14 protein-coding genes are annotated in these 15,942 nt (G+C 65.0%); all 14 read right to left on the reverse strand.

Going from position 1 to position 15,942, the window contains the following annotated elements; genetic code table 11:
- Positions 1-9: 9 nt before the first annotated feature.
- Positions 10-1,164, reverse strand: a complete 1,155-nt coding sequence (locus tag IGS55_RS04240) for an LLM class flavin-dependent oxidoreductase (protein WP_230516139.1) — start codon at positions 1,162-1,164, stop codon at positions 10-12.
- A 28-nt stretch (positions 1,165-1,192) separates the two neighbouring features.
- A complete protein-coding gene (locus IGS55_RS04245) occupies positions 1,193-2,272 on the reverse strand; it encodes an LLM class flavin-dependent oxidoreductase (RefSeq protein ID WP_230516140.1) in 1,080 nt (359 codons plus the stop codon).
- 250 nt (positions 2,273-2,522) lie between these two features.
- Positions 2,523-3,716, reverse strand: coding sequence for a sigma-54 interaction domain-containing protein (locus IGS55_RS04250; RefSeq protein WP_442908134.1), 1,194 nt, complete (start codon positions 3,714-3,716; stop codon positions 2,523-2,525).
- A 174-nt stretch (positions 3,717-3,890) separates the two neighbouring features.
- Entirely contained in the window at positions 3,891-5,195 is a 1,305-nt protein-coding gene (hmgA, locus tag IGS55_RS04255; protein WP_230516141.1) for a homogentisate 1,2-dioxygenase, read from the reverse strand.
- Positions 5,192-5,377 (reverse strand): DUF2783 domain-containing protein, encoded by a 186-nt coding sequence (locus IGS55_RS04260; protein ID WP_034755818.1) that lies wholly within the window; start codon positions 5,375-5,377, stop codon positions 5,192-5,194. Before IGS55_RS04260 ends, hmgA begins: the two co-directional genes overlap by 4 nt.
- Positions 5,374-7,107 carry an FAD-dependent oxidoreductase gene (locus tag IGS55_RS04265; protein WP_230516142.1) on the reverse strand — a complete coding sequence of 578 codons (1,734 nt, stop codon included), beginning with the start codon at positions 7,105-7,107 and terminating at the stop codon, positions 5,374-5,376. The genes IGS55_RS04260 and IGS55_RS04265 overlap by 4 nt, the downstream gene beginning before the upstream one ends.
- 13 nt (positions 7,108-7,120) lie before the next feature.
- On the reverse strand, positions 7,121-8,464 hold the full coding sequence (locus tag IGS55_RS04270) for an MFS transporter (RefSeq protein ID WP_230516143.1): 1,344 nt from the start codon (positions 8,462-8,464) through the stop codon (positions 7,121-7,123).
- 175 nt (positions 8,465-8,639) lie between these two features.
- Positions 8,640-9,458: a helix-turn-helix domain-containing protein gene (locus IGS55_RS04275; protein WP_230516144.1), complete on the reverse strand. Its 819-nt coding sequence runs from the start codon at positions 9,456-9,458 to the stop codon at positions 8,640-8,642.
- A 10-nt stretch (positions 9,459-9,468) separates the two neighbouring features.
- Positions 9,469-9,990, reverse strand: coding sequence for a peptide-methionine (S)-S-oxide reductase MsrA (gene msrA, locus IGS55_RS04280; RefSeq protein WP_230516145.1), 522 nt, complete (start codon positions 9,988-9,990; stop codon positions 9,469-9,471).
- Between the two features lie 56 nt (positions 9,991-10,046).
- Positions 10,047-11,390, reverse strand: a complete 1,344-nt coding sequence (locus IGS55_RS04285; protein ID WP_230516146.1) for an MBL fold metallo-hydrolase — start codon at positions 11,388-11,390, stop codon at positions 10,047-10,049.
- Between the two features lie 126 nt (positions 11,391-11,516).
- Entirely contained in the window at positions 11,517-12,491 is a 975-nt protein-coding gene (gene hemB, locus IGS55_RS04290) for a porphobilinogen synthase (RefSeq protein WP_230516147.1), read from the reverse strand.
- A gap of 135 nt (positions 12,492-12,626) precedes the next feature.
- Complete coding sequence (locus IGS55_RS04295) at positions 12,627-13,463, reverse strand: DUF535 family protein (RefSeq protein WP_329958119.1); 837 nt, start codon at positions 13,461-13,463, stop codon at positions 12,627-12,629.
- A gap of 39 nt (positions 13,464-13,502) precedes the next feature.
- Positions 13,503-14,462, reverse strand: a complete 960-nt coding sequence (locus tag IGS55_RS04300; RefSeq protein WP_230537141.1) for an IS1595 family transposase — start codon at positions 14,460-14,462, stop codon at positions 13,503-13,505.
- A gap of 272 nt (positions 14,463-14,734) precedes the next feature.
- Positions 14,735-15,781 (reverse strand): acyltransferase family protein, encoded by a 1,047-nt coding sequence (locus IGS55_RS04305; RefSeq protein ID WP_230518516.1) that lies wholly within the window; start codon positions 15,779-15,781, stop codon positions 14,735-14,737.
- Between the last annotated feature and the right edge of the window lie 161 nt (positions 15,782-15,942).

The raw sequence follows: 15,942 nt of genomic DNA on the forward strand, positions 1-15,942 counted from the left end.
GGGAAAGGATCAGGCGGCGCGCAAGAGCGCGGACGTGTGTCCGCGCACGAGCGGCAGCACTTCCTCGCCTACCCGGTACGCTTCTTCCAGGTGCGGCGTGCTGGCCAGGATGAAGGCGTCGGCGCCCAGTTGCACCAGTTCGTCGAGGCGTTCGGCCACTTGCTGGTAGCTGCCGACGATGCCCTGCGTCTGCCCGCCGCGCAGCAAGTTGAAACCGGACCAGATGTTCGGCGCCGTGATCAAATCCTTGTAGCTGTTCAGGGTGGTCGGACGGTTGCCCCGCTGGCGCGCCGCGCCCACGGAATCGCCGCCATCGGCGCCGAGGAACTGGCGCAAGGTCGCGGGGTCCACGGCGTCAAAGCCCTTGCGCACTTCATCCCACGCTTCTTCTTCCGTGGCGCGGGCGACGATGTCGACGCGCACGGCGCATTTGATCTTGCGTCCCAGTAGCGCCGTCTTTTCATGCACGCGGGCGAATTTCTCGCGCAGCTGCTCGAACGGTTCCAGCCACGTCAGGTAGTAATCGGCATGCTTCGAAGCGGAACCGAGGGCCGCGTCGGACGAGCCGGAAAAATAAATCTCGGGGAAGTCCTGCTCCGACAGCGGCGTGGCCAGGCCCGCGTCTTCCACCTGGTAGAACTTACCCTGGTAGGAAAATGGCCCGCCGCGCCACACGCCGCGCACCACGTCGAGAAATTCCGTTGTGCGCGTGTAGCGGTCGTCGTGGCCGGCCGCATCGCCCCACCACAGCTGTGCCGGACCGCCGCCGCCCGTGATCACGTTGTACAGGGCGCGGCCGCCCGTGGCCCGCTGCAGGCTGGCCGTCATGCGCGCGGCCACCACGGGGTTCAGGAAACCGGGCTGGAACGGGATCATGAAGCGGAAGGTGCTCGTCTCGCGCGCCAGCAGCGCGGAAATGGCCCACGGTTCATCCGTCATGGGGAAAGACGGAATCAAACCGCCCTGGAAGCCCGACAGCTCGGCCGCGCGGGCGATCTCGGCCAAATAGTCGATATACGTAAAACCGTCGGCGCCGCCGCCGCCGAGGCCGGCCTGGCGCAGGTTGTCATTGCCGGGAAACCAGTCGCCGCGAAACGGCGTGCGGGCGCGGTGCGAACTCGGTTCGCCATGCGTGGGGATGCGCCAGAAAAAATCGATTGCCATGTAGTGGTACTCCTTCAAATTAGGGGATTCAGGCCGCTTGCCGTTGCGTGTACAAAGCCGCCCGCACAAGCGGCAGCACGTGTTCGCCGATGCGGTAGGCTTCCTCGAAATGGGGGATGGCGGCCAGCACGAAGCTGGAGATACCCGCCTGCGCGTAGGCCTCGAGCGCGGCGCTGACCTGTGCATAGCTGCCGACCAGGGCGCCGCGGGCGCCCGTCTGCGCTTGCGCAAAGCCGGGCCAGAAGGCGGCCGTGCCGCCATCAAACGCACTATCGTCGGACAATCCCGCCCCGCTGCGGTAGCCGCGCGCGTCGCGCAACGCTTCCTCGAACGTTTCACGGGCCAGCACGTCGATGCGCACGCCTGCGGCCACCGTGCGGCCCTGCTGGCGCGCCTGCGCTCGCAGGCTGGCGATGGCCGGCTGCAAGTCCGTCACGGGCACCGCGTCGAACACGTGCACGTCGGCCTGGCGCGCCGACAGGGCCAGCGCCTCCGGGCTGTCCCCCGTCAGATAGATGCTGTTAATGGGATGGTTCGCCAGCGGCCCCTTGAAGCCGCCGTCCTGCACCTCGAAGAACTTGCCCTTGAAACTGAACGGCGAAGTACTCTGCACGCCGCGCGCCACCGTGATGAATTCATCGATGCGGGGCAGAATATCGGCGTCCGGCACGGCATCGCCCTGGCGCCGGCGCGCTGCCGCATCGCCGCCGTGACCGATCTGCCAGGCGAAGCGCCCGCCCGTAAAGCGCTGGAAGCTGACGGCGTTCTTTGCCGCATACACGGCCGAACCCCAGGCCGCGTCGAATTCGGCGATCAGTTTCAGGTGACGCGTGCTGCGCGCCAGATACCCTGCGACGATCCAGCTTTCATCGCCCTGCGTATCGTGGCGTACCTGGATGCCGTCAAAGCCGGAAAGATCGGCCGCGCGGGCGATCTGGTGCAGGTAGTCGAAATAATTGAAGGGCGGGCGCGCGCCGCGCGGGTCGCTCACGCCCGCCTGCAAGGGACTGGGCGCGCCAGCGTTTCGCTCGCCCCGGCGCGTGATGCCGGGCGCCGCGTAGCGGCCGTCGCCGCTGGTGGGCAATTGCCAGATGAATTCGATGGTCATGCATGGACTCCTGTCGTGGGTCGAAGAAAATGCCGCTGCGCGCATTGCCTACTTGCGCGCAACGGCCCGCCCTTCCCTCCTCGCAGAAAACATGCCATGCGCTGGACACCCATCGGCGCCCGAAGCTGCTGCTTGCGCAGCAACCGGCTGCAGCCACGGCAGCAATGTGTTGCGCGCGCAGCAGCCATGAAAAAAGCCGGAGCCGCATCGCTGCGGGTCCGGCTCCGGCTCCGGGAAGTGCATCGAGCGCCTAGTCGATGGCGCCCGCCTTTTTCAAGAAGGTGCGCAAGATGTTACGGCTCAGGTTCAAGTGCCTGGCCGTGCGTACCTGGTTGCGCTCGTTGCGCTCCCACGCGGCGCGCACCAGTTCCTGCTGCATGGCTTCGAATTCCACGGCTTCGCCCGATTCGAGCAAGGCTTGCCAGGCGCGGGCAAAACGCTCGGCGGCCAACAAGTCGTCCTGGCCGGCCGCGCCATGGGCCGCATACGCGATATCGGCGCCGCCGGCCCACGCATCTGGAACAGGCGCAGAGACAGGTGCGGCGGCAGGCGCGCGGTGCCAGCCCGACAAACTCAAGTCCTCGTCCCGCACGACGCCGCTGCGGCAGACGAGCAGCGCGCGGTGAATGACATTTTCCAGTTCGCGGATATTGCCCGGCCATGGATAAGCGAGCAAGGCCTGCTGCGCATCGGGGCCCAGTTCCACCTCGCCCAGGTGCAATCGCTGCGCATAGATGGCCATGAAGTGGCGCGTCAGCGGCATGATGTCGCCCGGACGCTCGCGCAAGGGGCGCAGCGGCAGGCCGATCACCTGCAGCCGGTAATACAGGTCTTCGCGGAAGCGCCCGGCCCGCACGGCTTCGGCCAGGTCCACGTTGGTGGCCGCGATCAGGCGCACGTCGATGGGGATGGCACGGCGCGCGCCCAGGCGCACCACTTCGCGCTCCTGCAGCACGCGCAGCAGCTTGACCTGCATCGCCAGCGGGAGGTCGCCGATTTCATCAAGGAACAGGGTGCCGCCGCTGGCCGTCTCGAACCAGCCAGGCTTGCCCTGCTGCGCGCCCGTAAACGCGCCTTTTTCATAGCCAAACAGCTCGCTCTCGACGAGGGTTTCGGAAAACGCGCCGCAGTTGATCGCCACGAAGGTCTGTTCGGCGCGCCCGCTCAAGCCGTGCACGTGGCGCGCGATCAGTTCTTTTCCCGTCCCCGTTTCGCCCGTGATCAGCACCGTCGCCTCGCTGGGGGCGATACGTTCGATCAGTTCGTGCAGCTGGCGCGAACGGGGATCGGCAAAGACAAAGGCCGTGGCGCGCACCAGCAAGCTCATTTGCTGCGGATCGCGGAAGGCGACCAGCGCCTCGCTGTCGCCGTCATCGCCGGCGCCACGGGCAAGGTGGGCGCTGCGCGCGAAATCGCTGCTGAAATTGTGGGCTAAGAGTTCCATGAGCCGACTATACCGCGCGCCATCCGCAGGCGTGAACGAATGGTGCCGCGCTAGCTTATCCGGATTTTGCATATGCGGGGCGTGGGCCCGAACCTTGCTGCGGCAAGGAAGCAGGCAATGCGGCCTGCCCGGCAACCCGCACACGCTGGCGCGGGCCGCTTGACCGCCGTTTGACTATGCCTGGTCGGGATCGAAATGCTTGCGCAAACCTTGCCAGCACTCGAAATAGTCGTTTTGCAGCAGCTCGCCGTTCAAGGCGAATGGCGTCGGCTTGAGGATGGTGCGCGTCTCGAACATGAAGGCCATGGTGTCGGCCACCTTCACGGGCGCGGACGTGTCGCTGTGCGACGCCTTTTCGAACGTCTGCGCATCGGGGCCATGGCCCGACATGCAGTTGTGCAGGCTGGCCCCGCCCGGCACGAAGCCGGCCGCCTTGGCGTCGTAGACGCCGTGGATCAAGCCCATGAATTCGCTGGCCACGTTGCGGTGGAACCAGGGCGGGCGGAACGTGTGTTCGGCGGCCAGCCAGCGCGGCGGGAAGATGGCGAAGTCGATGGCGCCGAACTGCGGATTTTCGCTCGGTGCCTGCAGCACGAGGAAGATCGACGGGTCCGGATGGTCGTAGCTGATCGAGCCGATGACATTAAAGCGGCGCAAATCGTATTTGTAGGGCGCGTAATTGCCATGCCAGGCCACCACGTCCAGCGGCGAATGGTCGAGGGTCGTGCGCCACAGATGGCCGCCGAACTTGGCCACCAGTTCGCATTCGCCATCGATGTCTTCGTAGGCCGCGTGCGGCGTGAGGAAGTCGCGGCTATTGGCCAGGCCGTTCGAGCCGATGGGCCCCATGTCGGGCAGGCGGAAGGCCGTGCCGAAGTTTTCGCACACATAGCCGCGCGCCTTGCCGTCCGGCAGAGTCACGCGGAAACGCACGCCGCGGGGAATCACGGCGATTTCCTGCGGTTCCAGCTCGATCAAGCCCAGTTCCGTGGCGATCGCCAGCCGGCCTTCCTGCGGTACGACCAGCAATTCGCCATCGGCCGAGTAAAAGAAACGCTGCATGGAACGGTTGGCTGCATACACGTGGATGGCGCAGCCGCTCATCGCTTCCGCGCTGCCATTGCCGGCCATCGTTTGCCAGCCGTCGATGAAGTCCGTTGGCGTCGCGCTGTCGGGCAACGGCAGCGGATCCCAGCGCAGCTGGTTCGGCGGCGTGGGCGGCATGGCGTGGAAATCGCTGACGATGCGCGTGTTGGCCAACAAGGTAAAAGGCGGATGCTGGCTGGCGGGACGGATGCGGTACAGCCACGAGCGCCGGTTCTGCGCGCGCGGCGCCGTGAAGGCCGTGCCCGACAATTGCTCCGCGTACAGGCCCAGCGGCGCCCGCTGCGGAGAATTCTGCCCTTGCGGCAAGGCGCCGGCGATGGCTTCCGTGGCAAATTCGTTGCCGAAGCCGCTCTGGTAGCCGGCGCCTATCATGCGCGCTCCGCCAGGCCATCGGCCGCGTCGCGCAGCAAGCCTTGGACCACGTCGGCCTTACCGATGGCGCCCATGGCCAGCAAGGCGAAGCGGGCCAGGAACAAGGGCGAACGCTGTTCGCCCAGGCCGCCCATGGTGTGGCACAGCTCGGTGTAAAGATTGTCCAGTTCGATGTCGGTCATGCTGCCTCCTTAATAACTTTTAATGACCCGCTGCGCAGAGTACTGGGGTCAGACCCGCCGGGTCTGACCCCGGCTTTTGCCAGCGCTTCAAGCACCTGCCCCACCCTCACCTCGCGCCAGCGCCCCAGCACGTGCCCATCAGGTCGCACGAGATAAAACGTGCCTGGCTGCGCGTCGAACAGCGAGCATACCTGCGCCGTGTGGTCCCAGGCGCCCCCTTGCGCGCCGCTGCGGGCGATCGCCACGGTCGTCAGCGGCAAGCTATCGCCCAGCGCCAGCAGTTCCGCAGGCACGCAGCCATCGTCGCTGAAATACAGCCCCGTGAAATGGCCATCAGTGCGGTTCACCAGATCGGTAATATACCGCGCTTTCTGCCCGCCGTTGTGCGGCAGCGCCAGCGGACACTCGGGCAAGACGGCGCCCGGCGCCGGGCCGCCGGCAAACACATCCGAATCAAGCACGTTCAAGGCCGACTGCGCATACGCGATGGCGCTCGTCTGGCGCGGGTTGATCAAGGAGCGCACGTGCGCGTGCTTGCCCGCCAGGCCCAGCACGGCCGTGCGCATGAGATCGAAGGCGAACGTGGGCGGCGCCATGAATTCCGTGCTTTTCGTGCCGTGGCGCAGGTTTTCATGGGCGGCGAACACGCGCTCGTCCGAATAGCTGTCGAGCAAGGCCTGCGGCGCCTGGCCCTTGACCACGTACGCGAGCTTCCAGGCCAGGTTGTCCGCATCATCGATGCCCGAGTTCGCCCCGCGCACGCCGAAGATGGGCACCAGGTGGGCCGCATCGCCAGCGAACAGCACGGGACCGTGCCGGTATCTTTCCAGGGTCAGCGCGTTGGCTTTATAAATGGTGATCCATACGGGATGCCAAGGCTGTGTCTCCCCCATCATGGCCAGCAGGCTGTCCACGCGGGGCGCCACGTTTTCCAGCAGCACGGCCGCCTGCGCATCCTCGTCGTCGCGCAATTGATAGTCGATGCGCCAGATATCGTCGGGCTGCTTGTGCACCAGCACGGTCGAGCCTGGATTCGATGGCGGATCGAAATACGCGAGGCGCTCCGTCGGGCGGTCACTCTTCAGGTGGATATCGACGATCACATAGCGTCCTTCATAGCTGGTGCCCTGCAATTTCAAGCCCAACGCCTCGCGCACGACGCTGCGCCCGCCATCGGCCGCCACCAGCCAGTCCGTCTCGATCAGATACGTTTCATCGGGCGTGGCCACGGTAACGGTAGCGCCATCGGCGCGCTGGTCCACGCGCGTGACTTTCGTCTGCCAGCGGATATCGATCAGCTCCGGCTGGCGTTCGGCCGCGTCGAGCAGGAATTGCTCGATATGGTATTGCGCCAGGTTGACCATCGGCGGCAGCTTCTGGTTCGCGTCCTGCGGCATGCTGAAGTGCAGCACTTGCTCGGCGCGGTAAAAACTGCGTCCGCCCGCCCAAGGCAAGCCCTTGGCCAGGAAACCGTCCAGCGCGCCCAGGCGTTCGATGATTTCCAGGCTGCGCCGCGAGATGCAGATGGCGCGGCTGCCCGTGCACACGCCATCGTCCGCTTCGATCATCACCGAGCGCACGCCGTGGCGGGCCAGGCCCAGGGCCGTGGCCAGTCCCACGGGGCCGCCGCCGACGATCAGCACCGGGACGTGCTGCGTCGATGCGCCCGCCGGCTTGCCGGGCGGATACACTTTCGGCACATGGGGATAAGGGTGGAACGTATCGCTCATGATGGTGTCCTCTTCAAAGTTGTTCTTTGTTGCCGCCACGGGCGATGGGCAAGGTCAGCACGATGGCCGCGCCGGCCACCAGCAGCACGCTGGCGTACAGCAAGCCCGTGGCAAAGCTGTGCGTGAAATCCTTCAGCCAGCCCACGACAACGGGATTCAGGGCCGAGCCGATATTGCCCGTCGCATTGATGACGGCGATGCCGATGGCCCGCGCGCCCAGGCTCAGGGCCCGGTCCGGCGTCGTCCAGAAGACGGACATGGCCGTGTACGCGCCCGTCGATGCCATGCATACGCCCAGCAGCTGCACGATGGGATTGCCCGAATACGCGGTCAGCAGCCAGCCACCGGCCGACAGCAGCATGGGCCAGACGATGTGCCAGCGGCGCTCCTGCAGGCGGTCCGAGCGCCGGCCCCACAGGATCATGCCGATGACGGTGCACACTTGCGGGATGGCGGCCAGCAAGCCGATCTGCGTGTTGCTGGCGTTGCCGCTAAAACTTTTCACGATCAGCGGCGTCCACACGGCCACCATCGCCAAAGTATTCACCAGGCAAAAGTAGGCGACGCCGAATTTCAATACCGTGGGCGACAGCATTTCCGCCATCACCGAGGTGTTCTGCCGCGGCGCCACGGGCTTGTGCTCGGCCGCCAGCATGCGCGCCAGCACCTGCTGTTCCAGCTTGCTCAGCCAGTTCGCCTTGTTGGGCGAGTCGTCGAGGTAACCATACACGGCCAGCCCCAGGAACACGGATGGCATGCCTTCGAGCAAGAACAGCCATTGCCAGCCCTTCAAGCCCCAGTGCCCATCGAGCCCCAGGATCAGGCCGGACAAGGCCGAGCCGATGGCGGCCGTGACCGGCATGGCGATCATGAACAGAGCATTGGCCCGCGCCCGGTAGGCGCTGGGAAACCAGTACGTCAGGTACAGCAGCATGCCGGGCAGGAAGCCCGCCTCCGTCACGCCCACCAAAAAGCGCAGCGCGTAGAGGCTGGCCGGACCGCCGGCGAACAGGGTCGCCGTCGAGGCCAGGCCCCAGGCGATCATCATGCTGCCTATCCATTTACGCGCGCCGATGCGCGCCAGCACGATATTGCTGGGGATGCTGCAAGCGATGTAGGCGATGTAAAACAGGGTGGTGGCAAAGCCGAACTGGGTGCCGCTCAAGCCCAGGTCTTGCATCATGGTCAGGCCGGCAAAGCCGATGTTGATGCGGTCCAGGAAGGAAAACACGAACAGCAGGAACAGAAATCCCAGCAGATGGCGCGATACCTTGCGCATCACCTGCTGTTCCAGTTGGACGGCGGCCACGTCGGGAACGGGCGCAGTGGCGGGGGTGGCCGCTTTGGCGATGGTCATGCTTGTCTCCATAAGGTGTCGCCCTCCCCTTGCTGTTTTTATTGGGTGAGAGCGGCCGGGTGATCCCGGCTTGAAACACAGTATGCAGACGGCAACGACGCCGGCTGTCCCCATTTTGGGGACATTTTGCGGCCAAAACAGTCAGAAAGGCGGAGCCATTGCTACGTCCAAGGAACTAGACAGGCGCTGGCGCCATGCACAGGGCGAACAACTGGCGCTGGCTGGAAATGCCCAGGCGTTTATACGCGCGCTTCTGGTAAGTCGTCACGCTGGACGGCTGCACACCCATGATCTCGGCGATTTCCACGGCCGTGAGGCCTTCGAGCACACAGCGCAGCACATCCAGTTCACGCTTGCTCAAGGCGGGACAATGCTGGCGCAGCCTTGCCAGCATCATGGGCGCGACGCCCTGCGCGGCCTGGCCGTTCAGGCTGTAGTGATGCTTGACGGCATGGGCAAACAGCGGCGACAGGGTTTCGATGCCGGCCACTTCGCCGGCCTGGAACTGGCCCTGGCTGCTGTCGCGGTAGAAATTGACGGATAGCCAGATATCGCCGGCCGGCTGCACCAGCAGGGATAAGCGATCCGAGACATTCGGTTTTTGGTAGCAGGCGGCGCGGTAGCCGGGATGGTCGATCTCGTCGCTGGCCTGCTGGTGCAGCACGATGGCGGGATCGATTTTCCGCCCCGGCGCCGGCGCGATCACGCGCTGGTTGCCGTCGAGCGCGTAGTAATGGCGCGCGTAGCTGTCGGCAATATCCTGCAGGAAACGTCCACCGCGCCGGTCGGCCACGGCGACAGTGCGTGGCCGGTTGCCGAATTCATAGGCAAAGATCGTGCACTGGGCAATCGGCGCGACCGTGCTGACCGTCTTCAGGATCGCCCCGGCGACGGCATTCACGTCGGCATGGCCGATGGCCGCCATCAACTCCAGGGTACGCCCGAAGTCCAGCTGCCCTTCCGCCTGCCGCCGTTCGACGCGCCAGTAACGCATATCTGCGCCCTTACTGCCCGCGCTGCGGCAAGACCCAGTCCGGCCGGATGTAATGGCAGGTGTAGCCGTGTGGCAAGCGCTGCAGATAATCCTGGTGCTCCGGCTCCGCTTCCCAGAACGGGCCGGCCGGCGCCACTTCCGTCACCACCTTGCCGGGCCACAGGCCGGAAGCGTCGACGTCGCGGATAGTGTCTTCGGCTACCCGTTTTTGCTCGTCGTTCGTGTAATAGATGGCTGAACGGTAGCTCGTGCCGCGGTCGTTGCCCTGGCGGTTTTCCGTGCTGGGATCGTGGATCTGGAAGAAAAATTCCAGGATCTTGCGGTAGCTGATGGTGTCCGGGTCGAAAATGATTTCGATCGCTTCCGCATGCGTGCCATGGTTGCGGTAGGTGGCGTTGGCCACGTCGCCGCCGCTGTAGCCCACGCGCGTGGCGATCACGCCCGGATAACGGCGCAGCAAGTCTTGCACGCCCCAGAAGCAGCCGCCGGCCAGGATCGCCGTTTCATTGCCTTGTGCATTGTCTTGTGCCATGGTGTCTTTCCCGTTCTAGTCAGAAGCAGCTATCTTACCCTGTCGCGCGACTTTCTTCAGCGGGCCAGCAAGCGCTTGAGCTGAGCCGCCTGGTAGGCGCCGATGGCGTCGTTGAACAGGCAGCGGATCAGCGGGTCGTCGACGATGTCGGCCTCGTCCAGCTCCGCCCGCGTGGCGGCATCGAAAGGGCCATCGTTGATGCGCATGTACATCGACGTCAGCGATTCACCGAGCACCAGCGCCGCATGGCATTTCACCAGCGGCACTTCCGTCGTCCAGCCGGGCGCCTCGCCCGTGTCCGGCACGAGGTCGATCAAGTCGCCGTGCGTACGGTAATGGAGGACGGTGGCCGCGCCGTCATGGCCATACAGCGACAATCGCCACAAACGCGGTTGCTGGAAGTAGCTGTCCTCAGGCAGCTCCATGTCACGGTAGCGCTCAAGCAAACCGTTGCGGCAGAAATCGAGCACCAGCGCTGCGTCGGCATCGCTCAAGGGCGCGAAACGGCGCGCGATGTCCGCCGTGGCGGGTGGCGGCGCCTCGGGACGGTAGTCGAAATCCACGTCTTGCGGGCCCACGGGTACCACCCAGGGCAAGGGTTCGGCGCTGCTCACGCCGTGCGCGTCGAGCAGCACGGCCGTCGATGGATCGAGGCGGAAAATGTGCGCCTCGGGCTGCGCGGCGCCGATTTCATCGGCAAAGCGGCGGTAGGTAATCGGGAACATCGCGTGGTTGTACCAGGACCAGTCTTCCTGCACGAACTGGCAAGAGCTGGGCACGATGTACCGTGGCGCCAGCGCGCGCAGCTGCGCCCCCCAGTCGTCAGGCAGCTCGACGGGGCCAGGCTGCGCCTGCGACGGCGCGATGACGGCGATCTCGCGCATGGTCTGGAATGGCCACAGCACCATGTCCCACGGCGCAAAGGCGGCCAGCTGTTCAAGCGTCTCGGGGCCGATCCAGGAATCGACGACATTGAGTACGTTCAGCCCGGCCGCGCGCACCTGGAACAGCGAGTCGACATCGTCATCGAGCGCGCGGCGCGGAATCACCTCGATGGCGCCCACCTGCACGGGCACGTCCACGTGCAGGCGCTGCACCTGTGTAAAACCCAGCGCGCGCAGCATCGCGAACAGTTCGTCGAAGACGCAGTACAGGTAGATGGGCGTAGCGCGGTCGAGCACATCGAGGCTGTCGAGCGAGCAATGGTCGTCGTGGAAGTGCGAGATGAAGACGGCATCCCAGCGCAGCCGGCGCACGGCGTCCAGGTCGAAGCGCACGGACGGAAACGCGTGGCAGTTGCGGCTGAACGGATTTTCGACGATGGGGTCGAAGGCGATGGCCGTGCCTTCGCATTCGAAGACATAGCCGGCGTGCAGGATGCGGGAGATTTTCAGGGGCATGGGAAAGCTGAATAAACCCAAAGGCAAATTCCGGGGTCAGACGGGGACGCCGAGTCCCGGCGGGTCTGACCCCGGCTCTTGCTTTTGGGGTGAAAAAGAACGCTAACGGCGCGCCAGAGACAAACCTCAATACGGATTATTCAGCACATCCATCGCAAAATACGTAAAGATCATGTCCGCGCCCGCGCGCTTGATGGCGCCCAGGGTTTCCTGCACCACGCGGCGTTCGTCGATGGCGCCCGCCTGCGCGGCGAACTTGATCATCGCATATTCTCCACTGACCTGGTAGGCGCCGATCGGCAAGCGCGTCACTTCGCGCAGGTCGCGGATGATATCCAGATACGCGCCGGCCGGTTTCACCATCAGCGCATCGGCGCCTTCGGCTTCATCGATCAGCGATTCGCGGATCGCTTCGCGGCGGTTCATCGGGTCCATCTGGTAGGTCTTGCGGTCGCCCTTCAGGGTGCTGCCGGCCGCGTCGCGGAACGGGCCGTACAGGCCGGAGGCGAACTTGGTCGAATACGCCATCACGGGCGTGTCATGGAAACCGGCTGCGTCGAGCGCGCTGCGGATGGCCGCCACCTGGCCATCCATGGCGGCCGATGGAGCGATGATGTCGGCGCCCGCCTGCGCGGCGATGACGGCCTGCTTGCCCAGGTTCAGCACCGTGCTGTCATTGTCGACCGTGTCGCCATGCAGGATGCCGCAATGGCCGTGGTCCGTGTATTCGCAGAAGCAGGTATCGGACATGACGACCATTTCCGGCACGGCGTCCTTGATGATGCGCGACATGCGCGCCACCAGGCCGTCCGGGTTCAGGGTGTCCGTGCCGTGGCTGTCCTTGTGGTGCGAAATGCCGAAGGTCATGACGGAGCGCAGGCCGGCGCGCGCGTAGCGCTCCACTTCCTGCGCCAGCTTCGCTTCGGGAATGCGGCGCACGCCGGGCATGGACTTGATGTCGATGAAATCGCTGCTGCCCTCGTCGACGAAGATCGGCAGGACCAGGTCGCGCGGATTGATCTCGGTTTCGCGGAACAGCTCGCGCAGTTGCGGGGTCGCGCGCAGGCGGCGCATGCGCGAAATGGGGAATTGTGCTGGCATGGAGTGACTGGCTTCGGGTTAACAACGCCGATAAGTATACGCCGATCGCGCCGGTTGCGCCGGACCGCCCGGCAAAAAAGCCGCGCAGGTCAAGAAACACCGCCCTGCGCCGTCATTGCGCGTGCAGCAGGGCCGTCACTTGCCAGCGCATGTCGGCCGCCAGCTGCACCAGCATGGGCCCCGGCGGCGCGCATCGGCCCGTTTCTTCGACGGCACCAGCGCCAGGTCCGGCATCCGGCAGGGGCCGCACGGCAGACGGAAATTGCCGCCGCTGGCGAGCAGCGCATGCAGTTCGCGCCACGCCAGGTCGTAGTCGCACGAGATATGCCGGCGCCGGCGCCAGTTCAGCGCGATGCGGTTGGCGTTGCTGACCAGTTCCAGATGGTCGCAGCCGAACAAGTCGCCCAGGTCGCGCAAAGCGGCCACCATCAGGTTTTTCGGCCGGCAGCCGTGCAGCGCCCGCGTGGCCTCTTTCACCGCCTGAGCGCCGGCGGGCGAGCGCAAGCCCTGCAAGGCGCCCAGCTGGATGACGGCGCCGCCTGGCTGGGGGCGGAACAGGAAACTGGCCAGGTACAGCGGGACGCCGTCGCGCGTCAGGCGCAGGCACAGCTCCCCTTCCCGGTGGCTGTCGCGGATGGCCGTCAGTTGCAAACGGTAGGTGGCGCCATCCTTGCCCGCGATGGCGGCCAGCACCAGCGCACGGCGCGCCGCGTACTCCACCAGCGGCCGCGCGCCCGCCTGCCACAGGAAGCGGTAATGCCCGCACAGCAGGTCCACCCGCGCCGCGCCGCCGAACTGGCGGCTGGCGTAGGGACGATAAATCTTGTACAGCAGACTGGGATGGGCTTGCGCCAGCGCCGCCAGGCCCGGCGTCGTGGAAATAAAGGCTTGCCAGCGCGCGCGCTGCACGGGAAAGGCGATGGCGCCCAGCGCGGCCTTGATACGGTGGCCATGCTGGCGCAGTGGCGCCAGCTGCGGCGCGGCGTTGTCGCCGGTGGCGGTAAAAGTAGGCTATGTCACCGTCAGATGTGGGAATGCACCCAAAGTTGCTTTCAACAGCGTTTCCGGTGACCGGATGCGCCCGGCGTCGAGTATCCAGCGCCAGCCCAGGTAGTTCGGCAGGTAGCGCGTCGCCACGCCGTGAAACGGCCCCATCCATTTTCGCAAACGGCTGTGATAGGCGTTAACGTTCTGCACGTGGGCGGCGCCCCGCACGCGGATGCCGGCACGCAAGTTGACGGCTTGGTGGCTGATCCCCGCTTCCCGGGCGAAGGCCCGGTAGGCGCGATGGCCGTCGGTGACCAGCAAGACATCCTTGTCGATGACAGGCAACAAACAGTGATGCAACTGCGCCTTCGTCAGCGCTCCTTTGCCCGTGACGAAATCGAGGGTCTGTCCCGTGCGGTCGCGGGCCACCAGGATGCAGACCTGTTCGTTCGATATGCCGCGTTTATGGGCATGGCCGCCCCGGCGGCGGGGCGGACGCGTCATCTGCCGTGCTCCCTTTTCCGATTCCAGCAGATATAACTCGTCGGCCTCGGCGATGCCATGCAGGCCATGCGGCCGGTCCGTCTTGGCCAGCGATAAAAACCGGTGGCGCCAGCGAAACGTGGTGTTGCGGTGCACGCCCAGCTGTAACGCCGCCTTGCGCACGGAATCCGATGCCAGCAGACAATCGGCGTAATCGAGCCACAGCGATTTATGGCGCAAGCGCGCCAGCGGCGTGCCGGTGAGCGCATTGAAGGTGCGCCCGCACGGCACGCAACGGTAGCGCTGCAGACCGTGCGCGTGACCATGCCGGTGCAGGTGCGCCGAGTGGCAGGCGGGACAGGCCAATCGCGGCTGCGCGACACTTTCCAGCAACGCGACGGTCGCGTCGTGTGGCGCGTTGCCATGCAGCAGGGCAATGCCAGCCTGCCGCTGACGCTGGCTCAACTGCGCAATCAAGGTGATCCATTCGGCTGGCCGCATGATCTGCTCCTGCAGGGTAAGTATGCAGAGTCAGACAACACAACCAAGGGAAGATTCCGGCATTTCCCTACTTGCCGATGACAGAGCCTAAAAGTATGCATGCAAACGGCTCTACTGAAAAGGACGCGGCGACGGCCGCAGGCAGCCCGGAACAGGCGGCTGCGCGCTGGCAGCCGCTCTACGCCGGGTAGAGCGGATGATAGGGGGAGGTGAAAACGAAGGGGGTTACAAGTTGGTAATGTGCCGGCAAGCGCGTCCTGGCGCCATGCGGTTTACACGGCCGTGGCAGCGGCGCGGGCCACGGGCCGCCGTCCGTAGCGCTGGACAAGCCAGCGACGCGCCGGCACTTCCAGCAGGCGGTAACTGAGGCTGCTGGCAATGATCAGCACGAGACCGAACACGCCGGCCTTGAGCAGCACCGACAACAGGTCGGTGCCGGGAAACGCCAGGCGCAGCGGCTTTTGCAGCAGCAGCGACAGCGGGATGTGCAGCAGGTAGACGGCGTAGGAAATATCACCCAGGAAAGCCGACACTCTGCCCTCCAGCACGGCCGGCCGCCAGCGCGCGCACAGCCAGATCAGCACAGGCAGCACGCCCATGACGGTGAGCGCCAGCGGCGCCACGTCGCCCGCCCCTCCATGCAGGGCCAGAGCGGCAAGAGTGAGGCCAGTCAACACGGCAAAGTACAACAGGATACGCGGCTCTTTCCTGCATTCGAAGAGCAACAATCCGCCTGCAAATCCCATCACGCCCCGCAACATGCCCTCCAGTAAATCGCTATTGTTAAACCCCTGCAGATACCTGCCCATTCCCATTGCCATGCCCCAGAGGAAAATGCACGAAACGATGTGGATGGCCATTTTCCAGTCCATGCTGCGCAAACCATAGCGCACCGCGCAGTACCACAGCACGTTCAGTACGACCTCGACAAAAATGCTCCATCCAGGCTGGTTCAGGGGAAAGCCCAAACCATCATTGAGCAGACACGGCAGCATCAGCGCATTTGGTGCGGCACAGCGCAAATCGGCGATGCCCTCACCCGTGCCTAACCACCTTTTCGACACGAATACGAGCAAGGCCAGCATCAGGCTGGCGATATACAGCGGATACAGACGTGCCATGCGGTTGAGAAAAAAAGTGCGCGCAGGCAGGCCCTGAGCGATGCGTTCCTCATAGCTGTAGGCCATGACCCAGCCCGACAGCAGGAAGAAAAAGTCCACGGCCAGGTCGGCATGCGGAATCGCGAAGCCGAACAGTCCAGGCAGATGGTAGACCGCCACGATGAGGGCGGCAATGCCGCGCAAACCGTCGAGCGACACGATGCGCGTGTTCGCCACGCCCCGTCCATTCATACCTGCAACATGCATGTCACGCCCCGTCTTTTGTCTGAGAGCGGCAAAAATGATGAGCCCGACAACGGAAGCATGGCCATGACGGCATGCACCCGGCACAGGTCAAAATAGTGCCAAAAATGCATTAT

The sequence above is a fragment of the Janthinobacterium sp. EB271-G4-3-2 genome, assembly GCF_020858035.1.
GTDB lineage: Bacteria > Pseudomonadota > Gammaproteobacteria > Burkholderiales > Burkholderiaceae_D > Janthinobacterium > Janthinobacterium aestuarii.

Excerpts from the sequence above, each read along its gene's own strand:
- IGS55_RS04240 (WP_230516139.1), bottom strand. The coding sequence starts at position 1,164 with ATGGCAATCGATTTTTTCTGGCGCATCCCCACGCATGGCGAACCGAGT.
- IGS55_RS04245 (WP_230516140.1), bottom strand. The coding sequence starts at position 2,272 with ATGACCATCGAATTCATCTGGCAATTGCCCACCAGCGGCGACGGCCGC.
- IGS55_RS04250 (WP_442908134.1), bottom strand. The coding sequence starts at position 3,716 with ATGGAACTCTTAGCCCACAATTTCAGCAGCGATTTCGCGCGCAGCGCC.
- hmgA (WP_230516141.1), bottom strand. The coding sequence starts at position 5,195 with ATGATAGGCGCCGGCTACCAGAGCGGCTTCGGCAACGAATTTGCCACG.
- IGS55_RS04260 (WP_034755818.1), bottom strand. The coding sequence starts at position 5,377 with ATGACCGACATCGAACTGGACAATCTTTACACCGAGCTGTGCCACACC.
- IGS55_RS04265 (WP_230516142.1), bottom strand. The coding sequence starts at position 7,107 with ATGAGCGATACGTTCCACCCTTATCCCCATGTGCCGAAAGTGTATCCG.
- IGS55_RS04270 (WP_230516143.1), bottom strand. The coding sequence starts at position 8,464 with ATGACCATCGCCAAAGCGGCCACCCCCGCCACTGCGCCCGTTCCCGAC.
- IGS55_RS04275 (WP_230516144.1), bottom strand. The coding sequence starts at position 9,458 with ATGCGTTACTGGCGCGTCGAACGGCGGCAGGCGGAAGGGCAGCTGGAC.
- msrA (WP_230516145.1), bottom strand. The coding sequence starts at position 9,990 with ATGGCACAAGACAATGCACAAGGCAATGAAACGGCGATCCTGGCCGGC.
- IGS55_RS04285 (WP_230516146.1), bottom strand. The coding sequence starts at position 11,390 with ATGCCCCTGAAAATCTCCCGCATCCTGCACGCCGGCTATGTCTTCGAA.
- hemB (WP_230516147.1), bottom strand. The coding sequence starts at position 12,491 with ATGCCAGCACAATTCCCCATTTCGCGCATGCGCCGCCTGCGCGCGACC.
- IGS55_RS04300 (WP_230537141.1), bottom strand. The coding sequence starts at position 14,462 with ATGCGGCCAGCCGAATGGATCACCTTGATTGCGCAGTTGAGCCAGCGT.